The sequence below is a fragment of the Amycolatopsis camponoti genome, from assembly GCF_902497555.1.
In the GTDB taxonomy this organism is placed as follows: Bacteria; Actinomycetota; Actinomycetes; order Mycobacteriales; family Pseudonocardiaceae; genus Amycolatopsis; species Amycolatopsis camponoti.
On the sequence record NZ_CABVGP010000001.1, the window covers coordinates 3244184 to 3262611 of the forward strand.

Annotated in this window: 21 protein-coding genes; 9 read left to right on the forward strand and 12 right to left on the reverse strand. The window is 74.3% G+C overall.

Translation table 11 applies throughout. The features are described 5' to 3' along the window. Positions 1 to 26: 26 nt before the first annotated feature. Positions 27 to 860, reverse strand: a complete 834-nt coding sequence (locus AA23TX_RS15410) for a DUF4097 family beta strand repeat-containing protein (RefSeq protein ID WP_155543206.1) — start codon at positions 858 to 860, stop codon at positions 27 to 29. An 89-nt stretch (positions 861 to 949) separates the two neighbouring features. Further along, positions 950 to 1534 carry a helix-turn-helix domain-containing protein gene (locus AA23TX_RS15415; RefSeq protein WP_155543207.1) on the reverse strand — a complete coding sequence of 195 codons (585 nt, stop codon included), beginning with the start codon at positions 1532 to 1534 and terminating at the stop codon, positions 950 to 952. Positions 1535 to 1599: 65 nt separating this feature from the next. Between AA23TX_RS15415 and AA23TX_RS15420 the strand changes: the two genes are divergently transcribed. The 3 genes from AA23TX_RS15420 to AA23TX_RS15430 all read left to right on the forward strand — a co-directional run bounded on the left by AA23TX_RS15420 (position 1600) and on the right by AA23TX_RS15430 (position 3077). Next, positions 1600 to 2202 carry an SAM-dependent methyltransferase gene (locus AA23TX_RS15420; protein WP_155543208.1) on the forward strand — a complete coding sequence of 201 codons (603 nt, stop codon included), beginning with the start codon at positions 1600 to 1602 and terminating at the stop codon, positions 2200 to 2202. Between the two features lie 20 nt (positions 2203 to 2222). Beyond that, positions 2223 to 2699 carry a DinB family protein gene (locus AA23TX_RS15425; protein ID WP_196425329.1) on the forward strand — a complete coding sequence of 159 codons (477 nt, stop codon included), beginning with the start codon at positions 2223 to 2225 and terminating at the stop codon, positions 2697 to 2699. Between the two features lie 84 nt (positions 2700 to 2783). After that, entirely contained in the window at positions 2784 to 3077 is a 294-nt protein-coding gene (locus AA23TX_RS15430; RefSeq protein ID WP_155543210.1) for a hypothetical protein, read from the forward strand. 8 nt (positions 3078 to 3085) lie between these two features. Here the strand turns inward: AA23TX_RS15430 and AA23TX_RS15435 are convergent, their stop codons facing one another. Further along, positions 3086 to 3589 carry a hypothetical protein gene (locus AA23TX_RS15435; RefSeq protein ID WP_155543211.1) on the reverse strand — a complete coding sequence of 168 codons (504 nt, stop codon included), beginning with the start codon at positions 3587 to 3589 and terminating at the stop codon, positions 3086 to 3088. A 69-nt stretch (positions 3590 to 3658) separates the two neighbouring features. Next, positions 3659 to 3820: a hypothetical protein gene (locus AA23TX_RS15440; RefSeq protein WP_155543212.1), complete on the reverse strand. Its 162-nt coding sequence runs from the start codon at positions 3818 to 3820 to the stop codon at positions 3659 to 3661. Between the two features lie 193 nt (positions 3821 to 4013). On the opposite strand from AA23TX_RS15440, the gene AA23TX_RS15445 reads away from it, so the two are divergent. The 3 genes from AA23TX_RS15445 (at position 4014) to AA23TX_RS15455 (ending at position 6649) form a co-directional block, all read left to right on the forward strand. Beyond that, positions 4014 to 4151 carry a hypothetical protein gene (locus AA23TX_RS15445; protein ID WP_196425330.1) on the forward strand — a complete coding sequence of 46 codons (138 nt, stop codon included), beginning with the start codon at positions 4014 to 4016 and terminating at the stop codon, positions 4149 to 4151. A gap of 187 nt (positions 4152 to 4338) precedes the next feature. Beyond that, positions 4339 to 5448 (forward strand): mandelate racemase/muconate lactonizing enzyme family protein, encoded by a 1110-nt coding sequence (locus tag AA23TX_RS15450; protein ID WP_155543214.1) that lies wholly within the window; start codon positions 4339 to 4341, stop codon positions 5446 to 5448. Positions 5449 to 5512: 64 nt separating this feature from the next. Next, positions 5513 to 6649: an iron-containing alcohol dehydrogenase family protein gene (locus AA23TX_RS15455; RefSeq protein WP_155543215.1), complete on the forward strand. Its 1137-nt coding sequence runs from the start codon at positions 5513 to 5515 to the stop codon at positions 6647 to 6649. Here AA23TX_RS15455 and AA23TX_RS15460 read toward each other — a convergent pair. After that, on the reverse strand, positions 6643 to 7065 hold the full coding sequence (locus AA23TX_RS15460) for a DUF6924 domain-containing protein (protein WP_155543216.1): 423 nt from the start codon (positions 7063 to 7065) through the stop codon (positions 6643 to 6645). The two genes, AA23TX_RS15455 and AA23TX_RS15460, sit on opposite strands and share 7 nt — an antisense overlap. A 10-nt stretch (positions 7066 to 7075) precedes the next feature. Next, positions 7076 to 7681 (reverse strand): SGNH/GDSL hydrolase family protein, encoded by a 606-nt coding sequence (locus AA23TX_RS15465; RefSeq protein WP_155543217.1) that lies wholly within the window; start codon positions 7679 to 7681, stop codon positions 7076 to 7078. A 50-nt stretch (positions 7682 to 7731) separates the two neighbouring features. On the opposite strand from AA23TX_RS15465, the gene AA23TX_RS15470 reads away from it, so the two are divergent. Beyond that, positions 7732 to 8547 carry an alpha/beta hydrolase gene (locus AA23TX_RS15470; RefSeq protein ID WP_230862504.1) on the forward strand — a complete coding sequence of 272 codons (816 nt, stop codon included), beginning with the start codon at positions 7732 to 7734 and terminating at the stop codon, positions 8545 to 8547. Here the strand turns inward: AA23TX_RS15470 and AA23TX_RS15475 are convergent. The 3 genes from AA23TX_RS15475 to AA23TX_RS15485 form a co-directional block, all read right to left on the reverse strand. Beyond that, positions 8530 to 11265, reverse strand: a complete 2736-nt coding sequence (locus AA23TX_RS15475) for a helix-turn-helix transcriptional regulator (RefSeq protein ID WP_196425332.1) — start codon at positions 11263 to 11265, stop codon at positions 8530 to 8532. The two genes, AA23TX_RS15470 and AA23TX_RS15475, sit on opposite strands and share 18 nt — an antisense overlap. A 147-nt stretch (positions 11266 to 11412) precedes the next feature. Beyond that, a complete protein-coding gene (locus AA23TX_RS15480) occupies positions 11413 to 12609 on the reverse strand; it encodes a metal-dependent hydrolase family protein (protein WP_155543219.1) in 1197 nt (398 codons plus the stop codon). Positions 12610 to 12702: 93 nt separating this feature from the next. Continuing rightward, on the reverse strand, positions 12703 to 14373 hold the full coding sequence (locus AA23TX_RS15485; RefSeq protein WP_155543220.1) for an alpha/beta fold hydrolase: 1671 nt from the start codon (positions 14371 to 14373) through the stop codon (positions 12703 to 12705). 157 nt (positions 14374 to 14530) lie between these two features. Here AA23TX_RS15485 and AA23TX_RS15490 point away from each other — a divergent pair, with 157 nt between their 5' ends. Beyond that, the gene (locus AA23TX_RS15490) at positions 14531 to 15091 is read left to right on the forward strand and encodes an RDD family protein (RefSeq protein ID WP_196425333.1); all 561 of its coding nucleotides are present in this window, start codon (positions 14531 to 14533) and stop codon (positions 15089 to 15091) included. Here the strand turns inward: AA23TX_RS15490 and AA23TX_RS15495 are convergent. Both AA23TX_RS15495 and AA23TX_RS15500 read right to left on the reverse strand, forming a co-directional pair. After that, positions 14972 to 15622: a response regulator gene (locus tag AA23TX_RS15495; RefSeq protein ID WP_196425334.1), complete on the reverse strand. Its 651-nt coding sequence runs from the start codon at positions 15620 to 15622 to the stop codon at positions 14972 to 14974. The two genes, AA23TX_RS15490 and AA23TX_RS15495, sit on opposite strands and share 120 nt — an antisense overlap. A gap of 17 nt (positions 15623 to 15639) precedes the next feature. Then, positions 15640 to 16821, reverse strand: coding sequence for a sensor histidine kinase (locus AA23TX_RS15500; protein ID WP_155543222.1), 1182 nt, complete (start codon positions 16819 to 16821; stop codon positions 15640 to 15642). Positions 16822 to 16953: 132 nt separating this feature from the next. Here AA23TX_RS15500 and AA23TX_RS15505 point away from each other — a divergent pair, with 132 nt between their 5' ends. Beyond that, complete coding sequence (locus AA23TX_RS15505; RefSeq protein ID WP_155543223.1) at positions 16954 to 17451, forward strand: hypothetical protein; 498 nt, start codon at positions 16954 to 16956, stop codon at positions 17449 to 17451. Here AA23TX_RS15505 and AA23TX_RS15510 read toward each other — a convergent pair. Continuing rightward, on the reverse strand, positions 17401 to 18372 hold the full coding sequence (locus AA23TX_RS15510) for a LacI family DNA-binding transcriptional regulator (protein ID WP_155543224.1): 972 nt from the start codon (positions 18370 to 18372) through the stop codon (positions 17401 to 17403). The genes AA23TX_RS15505 and AA23TX_RS15510 overlap by 51 nt on opposite strands. Between the last annotated feature and the right edge of the window lie 56 nt (positions 18373 to 18428).

Consider the following 18428-nt stretch of genomic DNA (forward strand, 5'->3'; position numbering starts at 1 on the left):
CGCTCTCCGGAAATCGATCCCGTGGCTCAGGCGTCCGCGGGGTGGACGACGATGTCGCCGAGGCGCGTGCGGGCGTGGACCGTGACCCGGTCCGTGGACTCGCCCGCGTTGTCCGGCAGGGAGTTGCGCACCGTGCCCTTCGTGCTGTCCGCGTCCACCGACGCGGCGGTGCCTTCGGCGATGCCGACCTCGATGCCGCCGGCGGCGTTGGCCAGGTCCGCCCGGCCGCGGGTCATGCGCCCGATCCGGATCGGGCAGTTCGCGGCCTTGGCGAAGACACCGCCGTCGGCGCGGTCGACGGTGAAGCTGCCGCCGGAGCCGGTGAGGTCGACGTCGGAACGGGCGTGGCCGATCCACACCTGCCCGGTCGAACCCAGGTACCGCAGCGGACCGCCGGCCTCGCCGATCCGGACGCCGGCCGCGCCGCCGTCGAGCTCGGCGGCCCCGGCGACGTGTCCGATCGCGACCTCGCTGCCGGCCGACAGGCGGCCCCGCAGCGCGGCGACGTGGCCGAGGTTCACCCGCCCCGACGCCACGTCCAGCTCGCAGGCGCCGAGCGGGCCGTCGGCGTGCACGTCCGTCCAGGCCGTCTCCAGCACCAGCGCCGATCCGGCGGGCAGCTCGATCGTGATGGCCACCGAACCGCTCTTGGCGCCGGGCTTGTTCGTCTTGATCGACAGTTCTCCGGCGGCGAAGGCGACTTCGGTCTGCTCGGCCACCTTCACGTCCGACTTGTTCGCGCTGTCGACGGGTTCGACCCGCACGACGGTGTCCGGGCGGTCGCCGGCGGCGATGCGCACGCGGGCGCCGGCGGTGGTCAGCGTGGCGGTGATCGGTTCCGGCGTGGTGAAGGTGGTCATCGGGGTTCCCCTTGAGTGTGTCCTGCGGTGTGTGGTGATCACCTTCGCCGGGTGACCTGACACCGGGCTGACACCGTGATGACACCCGTTCAGCCACGAGCGGCGCGGGCGCGCAGGTGCGCGCGTTCGCCGTGCTGCCCGAACAGGATCAGCAGCTCGACGGCCTGCCCGTCGGCGCTCCCGAGCCAGTGCGGCAGCGTCGTGTCGAACTCCGCGGCCTCCCCGGCGGGCAGCACCAGGTCGTGCTCGCCGAGGACCAGCCGCAGGCGCCCGTGGAGCACGTAGAGCCACTCGTGACCGTCGTGGGTCTGGTGGTCCGGCTCGAGCGGCCGGTCGCTGCCCGGGATGATCATCTTGTACGCCTGCATGCCACCCGGCCGGCGCGACAGCGGCACGAACGTCATGCCGTGGCGGTGGAGCGGGGTGAGGTGGACGCGCGGGTCGCCGGTGCGGGGCGCGCCGACGAGGTCGTCGAGCGGGACGCGGTAGGCGCGCGCCAGCGGCAGCAGCAGCTCCAGGCCGGCCCGCCGCTGCCCGCTTTCCAGCCGGGACAGCGTGCTCTCCGAGATCCCGGTGGTGCCGGCCACCTCGGCCAGCGTGAGCCCGCGGTTGCGGCGCAGGGTCCGCAGCCGGGGGCCGACGGCCTGCAGGACGTCCTCGATGTCGTCGGTCACCCGGCCATCTTGCCGAAACCGCAAGAAACCGTGCCACCTCGGCACGCCCGGGGCACGGTGGGCCCATGACCACCACCGAGTTCTGGGACGCCCACCACGCGACACCGACGGCCGACCCCCGCGCGAACGTCAGGCTCACCGAGGTCGTGACCGATCTCGACCCCGGCACGGCGCTCGACCTGGGGAGCGGCGCCGGCGGCGACGCGCTGTGGCTCGCCCGCCGCGGCTGGCACGTGACCGCGGCCGACATCTCCGGCGTCGCGATCGGCCGCCTGGCCGCCCGGGCCCGGGAGCTGGGGCTCGGCGACCGGGTCACCGCCGAGCGGCACGACCTGGGTGCGACTTTCCCCGCGGGCCGCTTCGACCTCGTCTCGGCGCACTACCTGCACACGCCCTTCGCCCTGCCGCGCGCCCGCGTGCTGCGTCAAGCCGCGGAAGCGCTGTCCCCGGGCGGCCGGCTGCTGGTCGTCGACCACGGGTCCGTCGCGCCGTGGTCGTGGGACCAGGACGCGCGGTTCCCGTCCGCGCGGGAAGTGGCTCTGTCGCTGGAACTCGACGCCGGCGGATGGACGGTCGAGCGCGCCGATGCCCTGTCCCGTCGTGCCACCGGACCCGGCGGGCAGGTCGCCGACGTCGTCGACCACCTGCTGCTGATCCGCCGCCGATGACCGTCCGAGGAGGACTCGCCATGTCCCGTAGACGCGACACCCCGCCCCCGCGGACCGGCCCGGGGGAGAAGGACGTGCTGCGCGCGTTCCTCGACCAGGTGCGCGCCGCGGTGGCCGCCAAGGCCGAGGGCGTGCCCGAGCCGCAGGTCCGGACGGCGGGCGTGCCGTCGGGCACGTCACTGCTGGGGCTGGTGCGGCACCTGACCCACGTCGAGCGCTTCACGTTCCTCGGCGAGCGCACGGCCGACTGGCCCGGCACGTTCCGCCCGCGTCCCGAGGAGACGGTCGCCGAGCTGCTGGCCGGCTACCGCGCGGCGGTCGAGGAGGCCAACGCGGTCATCGACGCGTGCACCGACCTGACCGAGCCGGTGTCCCGCCCCGGCGGCTCGCCGCCGTCGATGCGCTGGGCGCTGGTGCACATGATCGAGGAGACCGGCCGCCACGCCGGCCACGCCGACATCCTGCGCGAGCTGATCGACGGCACCACGGGCCGGTAGGGAACGCCCGGGTGCGGCGCTCTCCCAGCGGGTCGCGGCCACGACGTCCCGGCTCCGGCGGTCCGGGCGTGCGACAGTGGCGAGATGAACGGCCGGAACGAGGAGGGGGCCAGGACGGTCGCGGAGCTGGCCCGGATGCCGGCGTGGACGGTGACCGGCTCGCGCGGGCGGTGGAACACCGCGGAGCGCGTCCTCGCCCTCGGCGGCCGGCGCTGGGTGGTCGGGCTGACCCCGACCGCCGGCGGCGCGACGGCGTTGATGCTCTGGTGCGACGACGACGTGGTCGCCCACCGGCGCGGCCCCGAGGGTGCTCTCTGCGAGACCGCGCTGCGGTGGGTGACCAACCTCCTGGCCGGCCGCCCGTGGGACGGCCGCTGATCCGGTTCCTAGCGGATCGCCTTGGTGGACGCGAAGTACGCGTTCGACGGCGCCATGAACGAAAGCACCACCCCGACGGCGGCGGCGAGCACGCCGACGTACGCGACGATCGTGCTCTGCCCGACCAGCAGGGAGATCAGCTGCAGGGCGGTCAGCACGGTCAGCACGATGCGCGCCCAGTTCCGGCCGGCGCGCAGCTTGAACGCGAACAGCAGATAGAGCGCGGCGATGACCACGGCGATCACGACGGCGGTGATCATCGCGATGTTCACGGCCTGGTCGATCTGCGTCTCGGTGAGGCCGCCGCCGTTTTGTCTGTTCGAATTGCGCAGCGCATCGGTGATCGCGTCACGATTTCCGAAGATCAGCAATCCGCCGATGAGCCCGATGACGGTCGAGGCGATGAACGCCCAGAAAGCGCCTTCGACGGTGCTGGGCCGAGCGGTCACGGCGGCCGGCTGGCCGGCACCGGCGGATTCGGGATAGTTCGGGTAGTTCGGTGATTCGGTCATAGTGATCGAATAGCACGCTTTCGGGTCGTCCGCAGATCGAACGGCTGTTTCCGGCGTTCAACCGTGATGTCACTTCCCGCGGCCGAGGGACTCTCGCTTGACGAAGCCGATCACGGCGGTCGCGACGAACAGCACCGCGCCGACGATGATCAGCCAGAAGAGCCCCTTGATGACGATGCCGAGGACGGCGAGGACGGCCCAGATCACCAGCAGTCCGACGAGAATACCCATGTCAGCTCCCTCCGAGGGTGTGCGCGGAGAGGTACCCGGTCACCCCGGCGGCTACACCTGCCCGCCACGGCGGGGAGTCTGTCCACGGGGGAGCGACGGAACCTCCCGCCGGGGTAGCAGCCGTCCCCGCCGCCGGGGGGACGTGCGCGCGCGGAGGGTCACCTCCAGCTTCGCGAGCGGGCCGGTGAGCGTCGTGTCTTCGGAAGTCGGCCCGAAGGGGCTCACCGCCACCCTGATCTCGCCGGGCTGCATCGCCGAGACCGAGTTCTTCCGCGGGAAGCTCACCGACCAGACGCTGCACGTCGACGGCGGAGCCCACACGACCTGCTGACCGTCCACCGTGGAATGTTCAGGGGAGCTGGGCGGTGGGCGCCGGAGCAATGTCGCGCCGTCCCTTGCCCGCCGTTTCCGTGCGCTCCTAATGTCGATCCCGCCCGCACCACCCACCGACCGGGAGCATCCATGACCTTCGCGTCCCCCGCGCTCATCGGGCCCCTCGGCACGCCGGTGGTGGCCCGATGAAGATCACCGCCATCACCCTCGACCGGCTGCGGCTCGCGCTGGACCCGCCGCTGCGCGCGGCCTGGGACCCGGACCCGCGCCGCCACTTCGATGCCACCATCGTGCGCGTCCACACCGACGACGGCGTCACCGGCATCGGCTCCGGCGACACCATGGCCGGCTTCGAAGCGGTCGAGCACCTGTTCCTCGGCGAGGACCCCCTCGCCATCGTCCGGCACGTCAAGGCCATCGAGACGGCCAACTTCCACGGCGGCCGCTTCTGGCCCCTCGAGGTCGCCCTGTGGGACATCATCGGCCAGGTCGCCGGCCTGCCGGTGGCGACGCTGTTCGGCAACGCCGTCCGCGAGCTGCCCGCCTACGCCTCCTCGGCCGAGCTGAAGCCGCCCGAAGAGCGCGTCGAGACCGCCTTGCGGGCCCGCGAAGCCGGCTTCCGTGCCATGAAGATCCGCATCGACCGCGACCGCGTGGAGGACGGCGTCGCCGCGGTGGCCGCCGTCCGCGACGCTCTCGGCCCCGGCTTCGAGATCATGGTGGACCTCAACCAGTCCTGGCGGATGGCGGGCGACACGAGCCCCGCGTCCGACCTGGCCAAGACCCGGAAGCTGGTGCGCCGGCTGGCCGAGCTGGACGTCTTCTGGGTCGAGGAGCCCTTGCCCTACCACGATCTCGCCGGCTTCCAGACGCTCCGGGCGGAGAACCCCGGCACGCGGATCGCGGCGGGGGAGATGCACCACTCGGTGCCGGAACTGCTGCGGTACCTCGAAGACGACGTCCTCGACGTCTACCAGATGGACGTCGTGCTCGCGGTCGGCATGCACCGCGCCCGGACGCTGGCCGAGCTCGCGCAGCTCAAGCACCGCTCGTTCACCCCGCACAGCTGGACCAACGGCATCGGCGTGCTGGCCAACCTGCACGTCGCGGCCGGCGTCGGCGGCGGCCCGTACTTCGAGTTCCCGTGGGACCCGCCGGGCTGGACGCCCGAACGCCGCGACTTCATGCTCGCCGAACCCGTGATGATCACCCCGGCCGGCGAGCTGGCGGTCCCGCGGCGGCCCGGCCTGGGCATCGAACTGGACGAGGAGGCGGTGGACCGGTGGCGGATCTGACCCACCGGGGCGGAGGCCGCGTACGGTCGTCTCGCCGCCGTCCCGGCCGTCCGAAGGAGACCGCATGCGCCTGACCGTGGAACCGACCGGCCGCGCCGAATACGGTCCCGGCGTCCTGGCCGAGCTGCCGGGATTCGTCGCATCCCTGGGGCACACCCGGGTCTTCGTGGTCACCGACCGCGGCCTGCGGGCCACCGGGATCGTCGGGCGCGTCGAGAAGATCCTGGCCGCGGCCGGGATCGAGCACGCCGTCCACGAGGACGTCGGCCCGAACCCGTCGACGGCGGAGCTCGACCGCGGGGCCGCCCGCCTGCGCGAGTTCGGCGTCGCGGCCGTGCTGGCGCTCGGCGGCGGGTCGGCCCTGGACGCGGCGAAGGGCATCTCGCTGCTCGCCGGCAACCCGGGCGCGGCCGCCGCGGACGCGGACCGGCTGTGGGACGCGGGTGACGGCCTGCCCCTGATCGCGGTGCCCACCACCGCCGGCACCGGCGCCGAGACCAACGGGTTCGGCGTCACGGAGGACCGGTGCGCCCGCCGGAAGGTCTACATCGGACACTCGTCGGTGAAGCCGCGGATCGCCGTCCTGGACCCGGAGCTCACCCTCGGCCTGCCCGCGCGCGTCACCGCCGCGACCGGTCTGGACGCACTGGTCCACGGCATCGAGTCGCTGGCCTCGCGCGGGTCGACGCCGTTTTCCGAGGCGTACGCGACGCAGGCGGTGAGCCTGGTCGGGCGCTGGCTCCCGGTGGCCTACCGCGACGGCGGGGACCTGGAAGCGCGGTCCGGGCTGATGCTCGGCGCGCACCTGGCCGGGCACGCGCTGACGTTGTCCGGGCTCGGGCTGGTCCACGGGATCGGGCACGCGCTGACCGCGCACACGGGCACCCCGCACGGCGTCGCGCTGGCGGCGGTGCTGGAAGAGGTGATGGCGTTCAGCGCCCCGGCCGTGGCTTCGGCGTACGAAGCGACGGCCCGCGCCCTGAACCTGCCGCTTTCGCCGGACTGGCCGGGCGCGGCGATCGAGGCGGTCCGGGAGATTTCCGGGGCGATCGAGATCAAGCGCCCGCTGCGCGACCTCGGCGTGACCCGCGACGACCTCCCGGCGCTGGCGGCGGACGCGGTCGCGGACGCCGTCACCAAGAACGCGCCGCGGCTGCCGTCGGAGGCCGAGGTGGTGGAGCTGCTGCGGGAGGTCTACTGACCGAAGCCGCGGAAGACGCCGTCCACGCCGGCCGAGCGGGTGAAGTCCGCCCAGTCCAGGTTCGCCAGGTTGAGGTTGTTCTCCACGCTCCACAGCTCGGCGGGCACCACCCGGAACGGCGCGAAGTCGCGCTGGTCGCCGTCTCGGCGGGGGAGCACCCGGACGGCGAGCACGGGGTGCTCGGGGCCGGTGAGGGTCGTCTCGTCGGCGAGGAAGGAGACGATCGGCCCGGCGGTTTGCTTCTCCCGCAACGCTTCCGCGTCCAGGCCGGCGAACGCCGGGTCGTCCAGCAGGGTGACGTCGGCCAGGAAGCCGTCTTCGCTCGGCGTCCGGACCTCCTCGGCCAGGGCGGCCCAGGCGCCGTCGTCGCCGAACCAGGTGCGGACGAGAACCGGACTGGCCGGGAGCGCGGTCATGCGCCCGAGGTTACGCGGCGAGATCGGCCGCCACGGCCAGCACGTGGGGTGCCAGCGCGTCCGCGATCACCCCGTACCCGGCGGACGACGGGTGGAACCGGTCGGCCGAGAACAGCGCGGGATCCGCGGCGAAGCGGGCGGAGAGCTGGGGTCCGGGAGCCGCGACCGCGCCGCCCGCCCGGATGGTCGCCTCGGCCTGCGCCTGCGCGTACTGACCACTCGCCGCCGAAACCAGGCCCCGGTACGCCCCCGGTATCCGCGAGACGATCCCCAGGTCCGGCGCCGGGACCACGATGACGCGCGCGCCGGCGCGGACCAGCCGGGCCACCGCGTCGTGCAGCTGCCCGGCGGCGACCGCCGGGGGGACCAGCCGCGCGAGGTCGTTCGCGCCGATCACGATCAACGCCAGGTCCACGCCGTCGCGGAGGGCGACGCCGACCTGGCGTTCGAGGTCGTCGGACCGGGCGCCGGGCACGCCGTAGCCGTGCAGGTCCACGGCGTGGCCCGCCGCGCGCAGCTGCCGGGTGAGGCGCTGCCCCAAGGTGTCTTCGGCGCGCGTGCTGCCGACGCCGGCCGCCAGGGAGTCGCCGAGGACGCAGAATCGGAGAATGCTCATCGACAGCTACAACGTCCGGGCGGCGCCGTTGTTTCCCGGGGTGGGTGCGCTTGACTAGGACCGTGGTCGTGCGGGTGCTGCTCGGGCTGGTGCTGGTCGTCGTGCTGGTGCTCGCGCTCGTCTGGCTCTTCCAGCGCCGCCTGATCTACCAGCCGGACACCACCCCGGTGCCCGCCGCCGGCACCGTGCTGCCCGGCGCCGAGGACGTCCGATTGCGCACCGCCGACGGCCTGGAGCTGGGCGCGTGGTTCGTCGGACCCGCGGGATCGGCCCCGAAGGCGACCGTGCTCGTGGCCAACGGCAACGGCGGCAACCGGGCCGGTCGCGCGCCACTGGCCGCGAAGCTCGCGCAAGCCGGCCTCGCGGTGCTGATGTTCGACTACCGGGGCTACGGCGGTAACGCGGGCGACCCCGACGAAGACGGGCTGGCCCTCGACGTCCGCGCGGCCTACCGCTACCTCGTCGAAGACCGGCGCGTGCCGCCGGAGCGGCTCCTTTTCCACGGCGAAAGCCTCGGCTGCGCCGTGGTCGCCGAACTGGCCCTCGACCACCCGCCGGCCGGGCTGCTCCTGCGCTCGCCGTTCACGGACCTCGCCGCCGTCGGCGCCGGAATCTACCCCTTCCTGCCGGTGCGGCTGCTGCTGCGCGACCGGTTCCCGGTCCGGGACGAGGTCGCGCGCCTGCGCGTCCCCACGGTGGTGGTCCTGGGCGGCCGCGACTCCATCGTCCCGCCGGCCCAGAGCCGAGAAGTGGCCGCCGCGGCGTCGGCGCGGCTGGTCGAGGTCCCCGGCGCCGACCACAACGACCCGGTGCTGCTCGAAGGGCGCGCACTCGTCGACGCCGTGCTGTCACTGGTGCCGAGCTGACCCGGCGGCCGTCACCCAGGTCGCGACCTGGGCGCGGTTGGTGAAGCCGAGCTTGGTGAGGATGTGCTGCACGTGGCTTTCCGCCGTCCGCTCGGAAATGTGCAGCAGGGCGGCGATCTGCTTGTTCGTCAGGCCGTCGGCGACGTGCGCGGCGACTTCCCGTTCGCGGCGGGTCAGCGGGCCCGGGGTGTCCCCGCGCAGTGCGACGGCGAGGGCGCCGGCCTCCTGGTGCAGCGGGGCCATCCCGAGCCGGTCGGCCGTGGCCGAAACCGAGGCGAGGAGGGCGAGAGCTTCGTCGACGTCCCCTGGACGAGCGCGCCGCGCCAGCACCTTGGCCAGCCCGAAGCGAGCCAGCGCGGCGTAGGGCGGCGTGCCGGCGTCGTCGTTGGCCGCGACGGCGAGCTTGAACTCCCGGACCGCTTCGTCGAGCCGGCCGGCGGCCGCGGCCGCGAGCCCGAGGTAGCGGCGGACCGAACCGGTGACGAGGATCGAGCCCGCGCCGCCGGTCACGAACAGCCCGGCGTGCGGCCGCAGGATCGCCGCCGCCCGCTCGACGGCGTCCGGCGGCCCGAACTCCGCGCCCAGCTCCACGGCGGCGGCGGCCACGGGCAGCGTCGCGGGCACCGGCACCGGCTCGGGCACGCGAGCCCGGCGGTAGAGCTCGCCCGCCCGGTCCCGGTCGCCGGCGTGCAGCAGCCACGCGGCGTGCAGCAGCGTGACGAACGGCGGGGCGTTCTCGGCGAAGATGCGCTCCATCTCCGGCGTCACCAGGCCGCTCCGCCCGGTGAGCCCGGCGATCGACGCCAGCACGGTGATCGGCACGCCCTGCAGCGACATGTGCGCCCGGTCGGCGACGAGCGCGAAGGTCTGCCGAACCGTCTCGACGGCGTCGTCGAACTGCCCGCGTGCGATGGCGAGCGTGGCGGAGCTGCGCAGGTGGTGCCACCGCGCGAGCGGGCGGCGGAGACGTTCGGCGAGTACGCGCAGGGCGCCGAGCTCCTGCTCGGCTTCCCCGAGCCCGCCGAGCATGAGCAGCGCGTCGACCCGCCACAACCGGCCCCACAGCTGGACATCCGCGTCGTCGCTCTCCTCACCGAGGGCGATCATGCGGTGGGCGAGGGAGAGCCGCTCGTGCACGCCCTCGGGCGAGGAGCGCACCATCTGCCGGGCGCGCAACGCCGAGCGGAGGACGTCCGGGTCGCCGAGCCGTTCGGCGATCGCCAGTGCCTCGGCGGACGCCGTTTCGGCCTCGCCGCCGCCGAGGAACCCGGCTTCGCCCGCCTGCAGGGCGAGCAGCCGGGCGCGCAGCGGATCGTCCCCGGGCGGGAGCCCGGCCAGGGCCTCCCGCGCGACCTTGGCGCCGTTGAAGCTGCCCCACGGGTCCGACAGTCCTTCCATGGCCAGCGCCGTCCCGCCGAGCACGGCGGGGTCCCCGGCTTCGCGAGCCGCGTCGGCGGCGGCTTCCAGCACGCGGGAGCCGCGCTCGATCTCGCCGCCGCGCAGGTGGGCGATCCCCTCCCGCAGGCGCAGCCGCGCCCGGTCGTCGGCGGAAGCGGGCGCCGCGTCGAGCGCGCGCCGGTAGAGCTCGGCCGCCCGTTCCCAGGCGAGCTGCGCCAAGGCCTGGTCGGCGGCCCGCTCGGCCCACAGCGCGGCGCGCGCGGAGTCACCGACCGGCAGGGACTCCAGCCAGTGGTGGGCGATCTTCGACGTCCGGGACGGGTCCCGCCGCTCGAGCCACGCCGCCATCCGGGCGTGCGCGGTGAGCCGCGCCGCCGTCGGCAACCCGGCTGCCGCGGACTCCCGGATCAGGTCGTGCCGGAAGCCCCGCGCGGTCACGATGCCGGCTTCCGCGGCCTCGTCGAGGTCGGTCAGGACGTCGGCCGCCGCCCGGTCCAGGACGTCGGCGAGCGCGGCGGGGTCGACGTCGCGGCCGAGCACGGCCGCGGTCGCGACGAGCGCGCGGCACGGCTCGCCCAGCTTGGCCAGCCGCGCCCGGACCGTGTCCACGACGCCGTCCGGCAGCGCGTCCCCGGCGGTGCCGGCCAGCCGGGCCAGCTCGCTCACGAAGAACGGGTTGCCCCCGGACCGGCGGCTGACGAGCGTCGCGACCTCGGAGGAGACACCCCCGAGGCCGAGCTGCTCGACGACCTCGGCCTCGGTCAGCCCGGCCAGCCGGATCCGGGTCAGGACCGGCTCGCGGGCCAGCGCCGCCAGCGCCGCGGTGAGGGCCGCCCGGCCGGTCGCTTCGGTGTCGCGGTAGGTCACCACGAACAGCACCGGCGCCCGGTCGAGGTCACGGGCCAGGTGGACGAGCAGGGCGAGCGACGCCGCGTCGGCCCACTGCAGGTCGTCGAGCACCGCGAGCAGGCCGTGTGGTGCGGCCGCTTCGCGCAGCGCGTCGGCGAAGGCTTCGAAGGCGGCGAACCGCGCCTCGGCCGAGCCGTCCGCGCCCCCGGTCGGGAACGGCCGGTCCAACGAGCGGACGAGCTGCCGGAAGACCCAGTAGGGCGGGCTGCCCTCGTCGTCGCTCGCGCGTCCCCAGCCGACCGGGACGCCCGCCCGCTCGGCGTCGCGGGCCAGCTCGCGGGCCAGGCTGGTCTTGCCGATGCCCGGCTCGCCGACGACGAGCACCAGCCCGCCGCGCCCGGCCCGCGCTTCCTCGAGGCCGGCGCGCAGCAGGTCCAGCTCGCCGGTCCGGCCGACGAAGCCCCGCTCCATGAGCGGTAACGATACGGCGCTCGCGCTCATCGAGCCCGGTTCACCGCGGCTCGCCGGGCCACCGGGACTTCGGCCCGGCCGGCCACAGCGGCGCCGGGAACCACGCGGCCCGCGCCAGGCCCGCGACCAGGGCTTTCAGGAACTTCTTCACGCGATCCACCGCCCTCGCGCGCACACCGCACGGACCCGGAGCAGCGCCCCCGGGTCGGCCAGCGGATCGCCGTCGACGGCCAGCAGGTCGGCGTCGAACCCCGGCGCCACGCGGCCCTTGCGGTGCGCCAGCCCGCACACACCCGCCGCGACCGAGGTGATCGCCCGCAGCGTGTCGGCCGGCGACAGGCCGACCTGACGCAGCATCGGCGGCGCCCACGCCAGCACGCCGTGCGGCTTCACGGGCGCGATCCCGGCGTCGGTGCCGGCGACGACCCGCGCGCCGAGCTCGTGCAGGCGCCGGTAGTTCGCGACGACCCCGGGCATGCGCCGGACGATCTCCTCGGGTGGCACCAGCCCCTCGACCGGCACCATGCCGAGCGTGGCGCCGACGGCGACGCCCTGGTCCACGACGGCGCGCAGCAGCTCCTCGGAGTGGTCGACGCCGGTGGCGGACCAGAACGTCACGTGTTCCATGCCGTCCACGCCGGCGGCGAGGGCGTCGGCGATGGCCGAGGTGCCGTGGGCGTGCGCGGTGACCGGCAGCCCGTGCCGGTGTGCTTCGTCGACGGCGGCGCGCAGGACGTCCCGGTCGAACTGCGCGCATTCCTGTCGCGTGCCCGGCGTCATCGTCCCGCCGCTGGCCATGATCTTGACGACGTCGGCCCCGCGCTCGACGTGCTCGCGCACCGCCGCCCGCACCCCGGCCTCGCTCGCGTCCGCGACCCCGCCGAGGAAGTGGCAGTGCCCGCCGGGACTGGTGATCGGCGGCCCGGCGGCGACGAGCGTCGGCTGGTCCGCGCGGTCCTTGAGGGCGAGGGAGAGGTAGCCGCGGTCCCCGAGGTCCCGCACCGTCGTGACCCCGGCCCGCAGCGACGCCCGCCCGGCTTCGGCCATCGCGGCGACCGCCTGCTCGTCGTCCCGCGCGGCGAGCCGGGCGACCGGATCGGTACTGGCGTCGAAGGCGAGGTGGACGTGCGTGTCGACCAGGCCGGGCAGCAACGTCGTCCCGGCGAGGTCCACGACCTCGGCCCCGACGGGTGCGGTTCCCCCGGACTCGACGCCCAGGATCGTGGCGCCGTCGAGCACCACCAGCGGGTCGGCGACGAACGCCGAGCCCACGCCGTCGAACAACCGAGCCGCCCGGATGGCGGTGAGCCTGCGCCGCTCGGTCACCACAAGGTGTTTCGTCATGCGGACCACGATCACCCGGTTCCGCGGTCCGCACGTCGGGGCAAGTACGGAGGCGCGGTACGGAGATCGGTGCCGAGCCGGCCGGGCGTGGCGTCAGCGGTTCATCGCGCTGACCTCGTCGCGGATCCGGCCGCGCGACGCCGTCGCGTCGTCGGACAGTCGCGTCCGGACGGACGGGGACACGCTCCGCACCGGCCCGGCGACCGGGTACACCTCGTCCTCGCCGATCAGCGGGACGCCCGGGCAGGTCGTGTTGCCGGGCCGGGAGTTCTTGGTGAGGAACACGTTCACGAGACCGTCGACGCACGGGTTGCCCGCCAGCGCGTACTGGCCGTGGAACGGCGAGTCGTCCACCGACACCAGCGGGACCCCGGCCGACCGCACGGCCGCGGACGCCTGCTCGTACCCCGTCTGCGGGTCGAATTCTCCCTGCACCACCAGGATGTCCGCCGCCACCGACGCCGGGAGGTCCGGCAGCTCGTGCCGCGGCTCGTCCGACCAGAAGCCGCAGGTCTCACCGAGTCCGTACGCCCAGCCGAAGAGCGGGTACCGCGGCCCCTGACGGTCGCTGAGCCCCCGGTACCAGGCCGCCGACCGCGTCGGCTGGTCTCCGCACGCGACGGCGAACCGGGTGCCGGGACGCGGCGTGTAGTCGGGCGTCGCGGCGGCCACCCGCTCCGGCGTCAGCGCCGCCGCCTGGACGCCGAACGCTTTGCGCGACACCGCGTCCATCGCGTCCGCCAGCTTGGCCGGGGGAGCGGCGGACGTCCCGTCGAGCGCCGCCGCGCCCTGGAGGAAGACCAGCGCGCCGAGCAGCCACTGGATCTCGCTGCCGTTGCCGACGAAGATGCTGTCGAACGTGTCGGGGGAGAGGCCGTGGCCGCCGTAGTAGGCGCGGACGCGCTCCCACTTCGCCTGGACCTCCGCGGCCGTGCCGCCCAGTTGGTCCGCGAAGTTCCGGGCCAGCCACGGCACGTAGACGTCGTCGAACTGCCGCTGGTCGATCACCGGGAACGCCTCGAAGTCGGCCTGCAGCCGGCCTTGGAAGTTCACGCTGGAGTCGAGGACGGTCTTGCCGGTGTGCTCCGGGAACAGCGACGCGTACTTCGCGCCGAGCCACGTCCCGTAGGAGTAGCCGAGGTAGTTCAGCTTCTCGTCGCCCAGCAGCGTGCGGATCAGGTCCATGTCGTGCGCCGTCTGCCAGGTGGTGACGAAGGGCGCGACCGCGTCGCTCTGGCACGCCTCGGCGGTGGCCCGCGGGAGCTGCTGGTGCGCGGCGATGCTCGCCGCCGAGCGGTCGCGGGCGTCGAGGGTGCCCTGCGGCAGGCGCCCGGTCGGGACCTGGCACTGGAAGCCGTGGTCGTCGGTGCCCGCGTGGCCGGTGCCGCGCGGGTCCATGCCCACGAAGTCGTAGAGCTGGTGCACCGACGGCTCGAGCGTGGCGAACGCCCCGGCCAGCGGCGTGCCTTGGCCGCCCGGCCCGCCCGGGTTGAGCAGGATCGCGCCGCGTCGCTCGCCGGTCGCGGCGGCGCGGCTGATCGACACCCGCAGGTCGGTGCCCGAGGCCGGATCGGCCCAGTCGCGCGGGACGGTGACGAGGGCGCACTGCGTGGGCGCGTCGTCGGCGGCCGGCTTGAACGGGCAGTCGCCCCACTGGAGCTGTTGCGTCGTGTACGGCGTGAGCGGGTCCGCGGCCGCGGCGGGCACCGAGGCCGCGAAGAGGGCCGCCGTCGCGGCCGCCAGTCCTGTCCGGGAGATGCGCACCGGGTGTCCTTCCGTCGCGAGGTGGGGTGCGCCCGAGCCTGGCCCGGCCGCGGTCGCCGGTGATCAGCCCGGAGGACGAAGTCGCCGCCCGCGGCTCGGCCCCGGGTATGAGACGGCTCAGCGCGCGCCCGGCCGCCGGGATCGGGATCATGGGCTCATGACCCGTCCGGGACTCGGTGTCGTCGGGCGCCGCGTGGCGCAGTTCCTGCTGGACGAACTGCTCGTCTTCGTGCCCATGCTGCTGCTGGCGATCGCGGTGGTCTGGCTGTTCCACCCGCACGGCCCGGGGCTGCTGACGTTCCTGGAGGTCGTCCTCTACACGATGCTGGCGCTGGACTTCCTCGGCCTGCTGTTCGTGACCGTGTGGTGGCCCTACCGGCACGGCGGGCAGACGCCGGCGATGCGCTGGTTGCGCCTGCGGGTCGTCACGCTCGACGGCGCGCACCCGCCGCTGTCGGTGTTCGTGGTCCGGCAGCTGCTGATGCTGGTCGACGGGTTCGTGTGGGGACTGGTCGGCATCGTCGTGATGCTGGTGACGCGGCGCCGCCAGCGGTTCGGCGACGTCGTGGCGCGCACGGTCGTCGTGCGCGTACCGCGATCAGCGGATCAGGCCGCTTTCCCAGGCCCAGATGGCGATCTCGGTGCGGTTGCGGGCGTTCAGCTTGCGCTTGACCGCGCCGATGTGGGTCTTGACCGTCGGCAGCGAAACCACCAGTGAGCGGCAGATCTCGTCGTTCGTCTCACCCCGGGCGACGGCCTTCACGACGTCCGTTTCCCGGGGGGTGAGCGGGCTCGCGGGCTCGGGCGCGGTCCGGGAATCACGGCGCGCGTAGTGCTCCAGGAGCCGCGTGGTGATCGCGGGGGAGACGAGAGCCTCGCCGTGGGCGGCCGCGTGCACGGCTTCGATCAGCAGGTTCGGCCCGGCGTCCTTGAGCAGGAACCCGCAGGCGCCGGCGCGCAGGGCCGCGTGCACGTTCTCGTCCAGCCCGAACGTCGTGACCATCACGACGTGCAGTGGGTCCGCGACTCCCGCGCCGGCCAGCAGTTCGGTGGCGCGCAGCCCGTCCACGCCGGGCATCCGGATGTCCATCAGCGTGACGTCCGGGCGCAGTTCGCGGGCCAGCCGCACCGCCTGGTCGCCGTCGGCGGCCTCGCCGACGACCTCGATGTCCGGCTCGCCTTCGAGGATCAGCCGGAACCCCGCGCGGACCATCGCCTGGTCGTCGGCGATCAGCACTCGCGTCGGCACCCCGGTCTCCCCTCGCCTCAGCCGGGTTCGAGCGGCAGCCGCGCGACGACGCGCCAGCGCCGGCCCTCCGCCGGTCCCGCGTGCACCGTACCGCCCACCGCCGCGACCCGTTCCGCCATCCCGAGCAGGCCGTAGCCACCCCGCCGGGCGGGCCGGGCGGCACCGTCGTTGACCACCTCGACCCGCAACTCGCCGCGGGGTTCGTGGTGGACGAGCACCCGGACCTCGACGGCGTCCGGCGCGTGCCGGCGGACGTTCGTGAGCGACTCGGTGAGCAGCCGGTGCGCGGTGGTCACGACCTCCGGCGCGACGGCCAGCGTCGCGAGGTCCGGGCTGACGTCGAGCTGGATCCGGTCGTCGTCGGGGACCGCCCGGTCCACGGCCGTCGCCAGATCGGCGGGAGGCACGAAGAGGTCTTCGTCGCCGGTCCGCAGCGCGCCGACGAGCCGGCGCATCGCGGAAAGCGCTGTCGCACCGGCGGTTTCGAGCTCGGCGAAGGTCGCGGTGTCGCCTCCGGAACGCTCGGCGACGCGGTGCGCGGCCTGGACGCGCACGACGATGCCGGTGATCTGGTGGGCGACGAGGTCGTGCAGCTCGCGAGCGAGCCGGAGCCGTTCGGCGGACCGGAGTTCGAGGACGTCCACGCGGTGGCGGACCTCGGCGTCGCGCAGGACCAGCCCGCCGGCCAGCGCGCCGCCCCAGACCACCGCGGCCCCGGCGGCGTAGAGCGCGGCGGGGGAGCCGGTGCCGTAGCGCAGGATCGGGGCGAGGGTGGCCGCGCAGCCGCCGAGCACCGCCTGGATCGTGGCGGCGCGGGGCGGGAGCCGGTGGCAGCAGGCCCCGACCACCAGCGCGATCGCGAGGGCTTCGGCCGCGCCGGGCTGCGGCGGGAGCCGCGTTCCGGCCGTCGCGAGCACGGCCGCGACCGCCGAGCCCAGCAGCGAAAGCCCGGAGACGGCGGTGGCCAGGCCCGCGATGTGGTCGGGGAACCGGCGGCGCAGCACGGCCAGCAGCGCGACGACCGGGCCGAGGCCCGGCGCGAACTCGACGACGACCGTGGTGAGCTCGCTCTGACCGGGCAGGGCCCGGGACGCGAAGACCATGTCGAGCACCGTCAGCAGGCCGAGGACGACCGCTTCGGCCACCAGCGGGCCGCGGCGGCCGGTCCACGGAATGCCCGGGTGGCTGGCGAAGGTCATCTGCCGATGGTGCCCCACCCGGCGGCTCCACGCTCCACTCGCGGCGAGAGTTCGTACCTGGGTACGAGACGGCGGCGGAATCTCGTACCGCCGGTTGATCGCCGTCGCCGCGGTTCCCGGAAGGCTCGGAGCATGAACCGATTCCTGATGCGAGAGGCCGAAGTGGAGAACGGAACCCGGACCGGGAAGATCGAAGGCCTGCCGGGCTGGTACTTCGTGCTCATCGGGTTGCTGGTGGCCAGCAACGACTTCAGCCTGCAGTTCGGCGACCGGTACTCGTGGGTCGTGTACCTGCCGCTCGTCCTCGTGGCCGTGCACCTGACGCTGTGGTTCACGCTGCTGTCCCGGCGGCGCAAGTACCTGCGCGCGGTGTGGCGCAGCAAGCAGGCCCTGGTCCTCGTCGCCGTGCTCTTCGCGCTGCGGCTGGGACTGCAGATCGGGCTGACGAAGCTGACCGACAGCGCGGCGCCGCTGCACAGCTACACGCACCTGATCCTCGGCCTCGTCATGCTGGTTGTGACCACGGCCGGCGCGTGGTTCGACCAGTGGCTCATCCTGCGCGTGGTGAACCGCGACGCCTCAGCTGGTTCCCCGGACCACCAGCCGGTGCGGGGCGACGATCGAGCGTGAGGGCCCCGGTTCGGCGGCCAGGCAGTCCAGGGCGAGTTCGGCGATGCGGTCCTTGTCCGGCGACACCGTCGTCAAGGCCGGGACGCTGAACCGGCCGTCTTCGATGTCGTCGAACCCGACCAGTGCCAGTTCGTCCGGCACGGTCAGGCCGCGGTCGGCGGCCGCGCGCAAGGCACCCAGCGCGAGTTCGTCGGTGAAGCAGAAGACGGCGTCGGGTGGCTCGGCCCGGTCGAGCAGCCCGAGCATCGCCCGGTGGCCGTCGGCCCGGTGCAGGCGCTGGACGGGGACCTCCAGCCGGGGCAGGTCTCCCAGCGCTTCGCGGTACCCGGCGAGGCGCTGGCGGGCGGTCGCGTTCAGGGACTCCGGCTGGATGCCCAGCGCGGCGACGCGGCGGCGGCCGGTGGCCAGCAGGTGCGCGGTGGCCTCGCGCGCGGCGGCGACGTTGTCGATCGCGACGTGGTCGACCCCGGTCGTGCCGTCGTGCTCGCCGAGCAGCACCAGCGGGACGGTGTCCGTACGGGCGGCCAGCTCCGCGGGGGCCACGGCCCACGGGCTGAACAGGACGCCGTCGACGAGCTGGCTGCGCCGGCCGTGCAGCAGCTCCTTCTCCCGTTCGGCGTCGCCGTCGGTCTGGTCGATGAGCACGGTCAGGCCGCGGCGTCCGGCGATCCGGACCGTCCGCGCGGCGAGCTCGGCGAAGTACGGCGAGTCGATCTCCGGGACGACCAGGGCCACCAGCCCGGTCCGGCCGCGCCGCAGCGTCCGGGCGGCCATGTTCGGCCGGTAGCCCAGCGCGTCGATGCTCGCCTGCACCCGTTCCCGGGTCGCCGGGGCCACGTAGCGGAAGCCGTTGACCACGTTGGACACCGTCCGCACCGACACCCCGGCGTGGTCGGCCACGTCCCGCAACTTCGGGTTCACGTCGGCAGCCTACCTCTTGCAACGTGGCATGCCACGTTGCAAACTGAAGTCGCCAC

Bases quoted from the DNA above. Each gene is read 5' to 3' on its own strand.
- AA23TX_RS15410 (WP_155543206.1), bottom strand. From the start codon at position 860: ATGACCACCTTCACCACGCCGGAACCGATCACCGCCACGCTGACCACC.
- AA23TX_RS15420 (WP_155543208.1), top strand. From the start codon at position 1,600: ATGACCACCACCGAGTTCTGGGACGCCCACCACGCGACACCGACGGCC.
- AA23TX_RS15425 (WP_196425329.1), top strand. From the start codon at position 2,223: ATGTCCCGTAGACGCGACACCCCGCCCCCGCGGACCGGCCCGGGGGAG.
- AA23TX_RS15430 (WP_155543210.1), top strand. From the start codon at position 2,784: ATGAACGGCCGGAACGAGGAGGGGGCCAGGACGGTCGCGGAGCTGGCC.
- AA23TX_RS15435 (WP_155543211.1), bottom strand. From the start codon at position 3,589: ATGACCGAATCACCGAACTACCCGAACTATCCCGAATCCGCCGGTGCC.
- AA23TX_RS15440 (WP_155543212.1), bottom strand. From the start codon at position 3,820: ATGGGTATTCTCGTCGGACTGCTGGTGATCTGGGCCGTCCTCGCCGTC.
- AA23TX_RS15450 (WP_155543214.1), top strand. From the start codon at position 4,339: ATGAAGATCACCGCCATCACCCTCGACCGGCTGCGGCTCGCGCTGGAC.
- AA23TX_RS15455 (WP_155543215.1), top strand. From the start codon at position 5,513: ATGCGCCTGACCGTGGAACCGACCGGCCGCGCCGAATACGGTCCCGGC.
- AA23TX_RS15460 (WP_155543216.1), bottom strand. From the start codon at position 7,065: ATGACCGCGCTCCCGGCCAGTCCGGTTCTCGTCCGCACCTGGTTCGGC.
- AA23TX_RS15465 (WP_155543217.1), bottom strand. From the start codon at position 7,681: ATGAGCATTCTCCGATTCTGCGTCCTCGGCGACTCCCTGGCGGCCGGC.
- AA23TX_RS15475 (WP_196425332.1), bottom strand. From the start codon at position 11,265: ATGGAGCGGGGCTTCGTCGGCCGGACCGGCGAGCTGGACCTGCTGCGC.
- AA23TX_RS15480 (WP_155543219.1), bottom strand. From the start codon at position 12,609: ATGACGAAACACCTTGTGGTGACCGAGCGGCGCAGGCTCACCGCCATC.
- AA23TX_RS15490 (WP_196425333.1), top strand. From the start codon at position 14,531: ATGACCCGTCCGGGACTCGGTGTCGTCGGGCGCCGCGTGGCGCAGTTC.
- AA23TX_RS15500 (WP_155543222.1), bottom strand. From the start codon at position 16,821: ATGACCTTCGCCAGCCACCCGGGCATTCCGTGGACCGGCCGCCGCGGC.
- AA23TX_RS15505 (WP_155543223.1), top strand. From the start codon at position 16,954: ATGAACCGATTCCTGATGCGAGAGGCCGAAGTGGAGAACGGAACCCGG.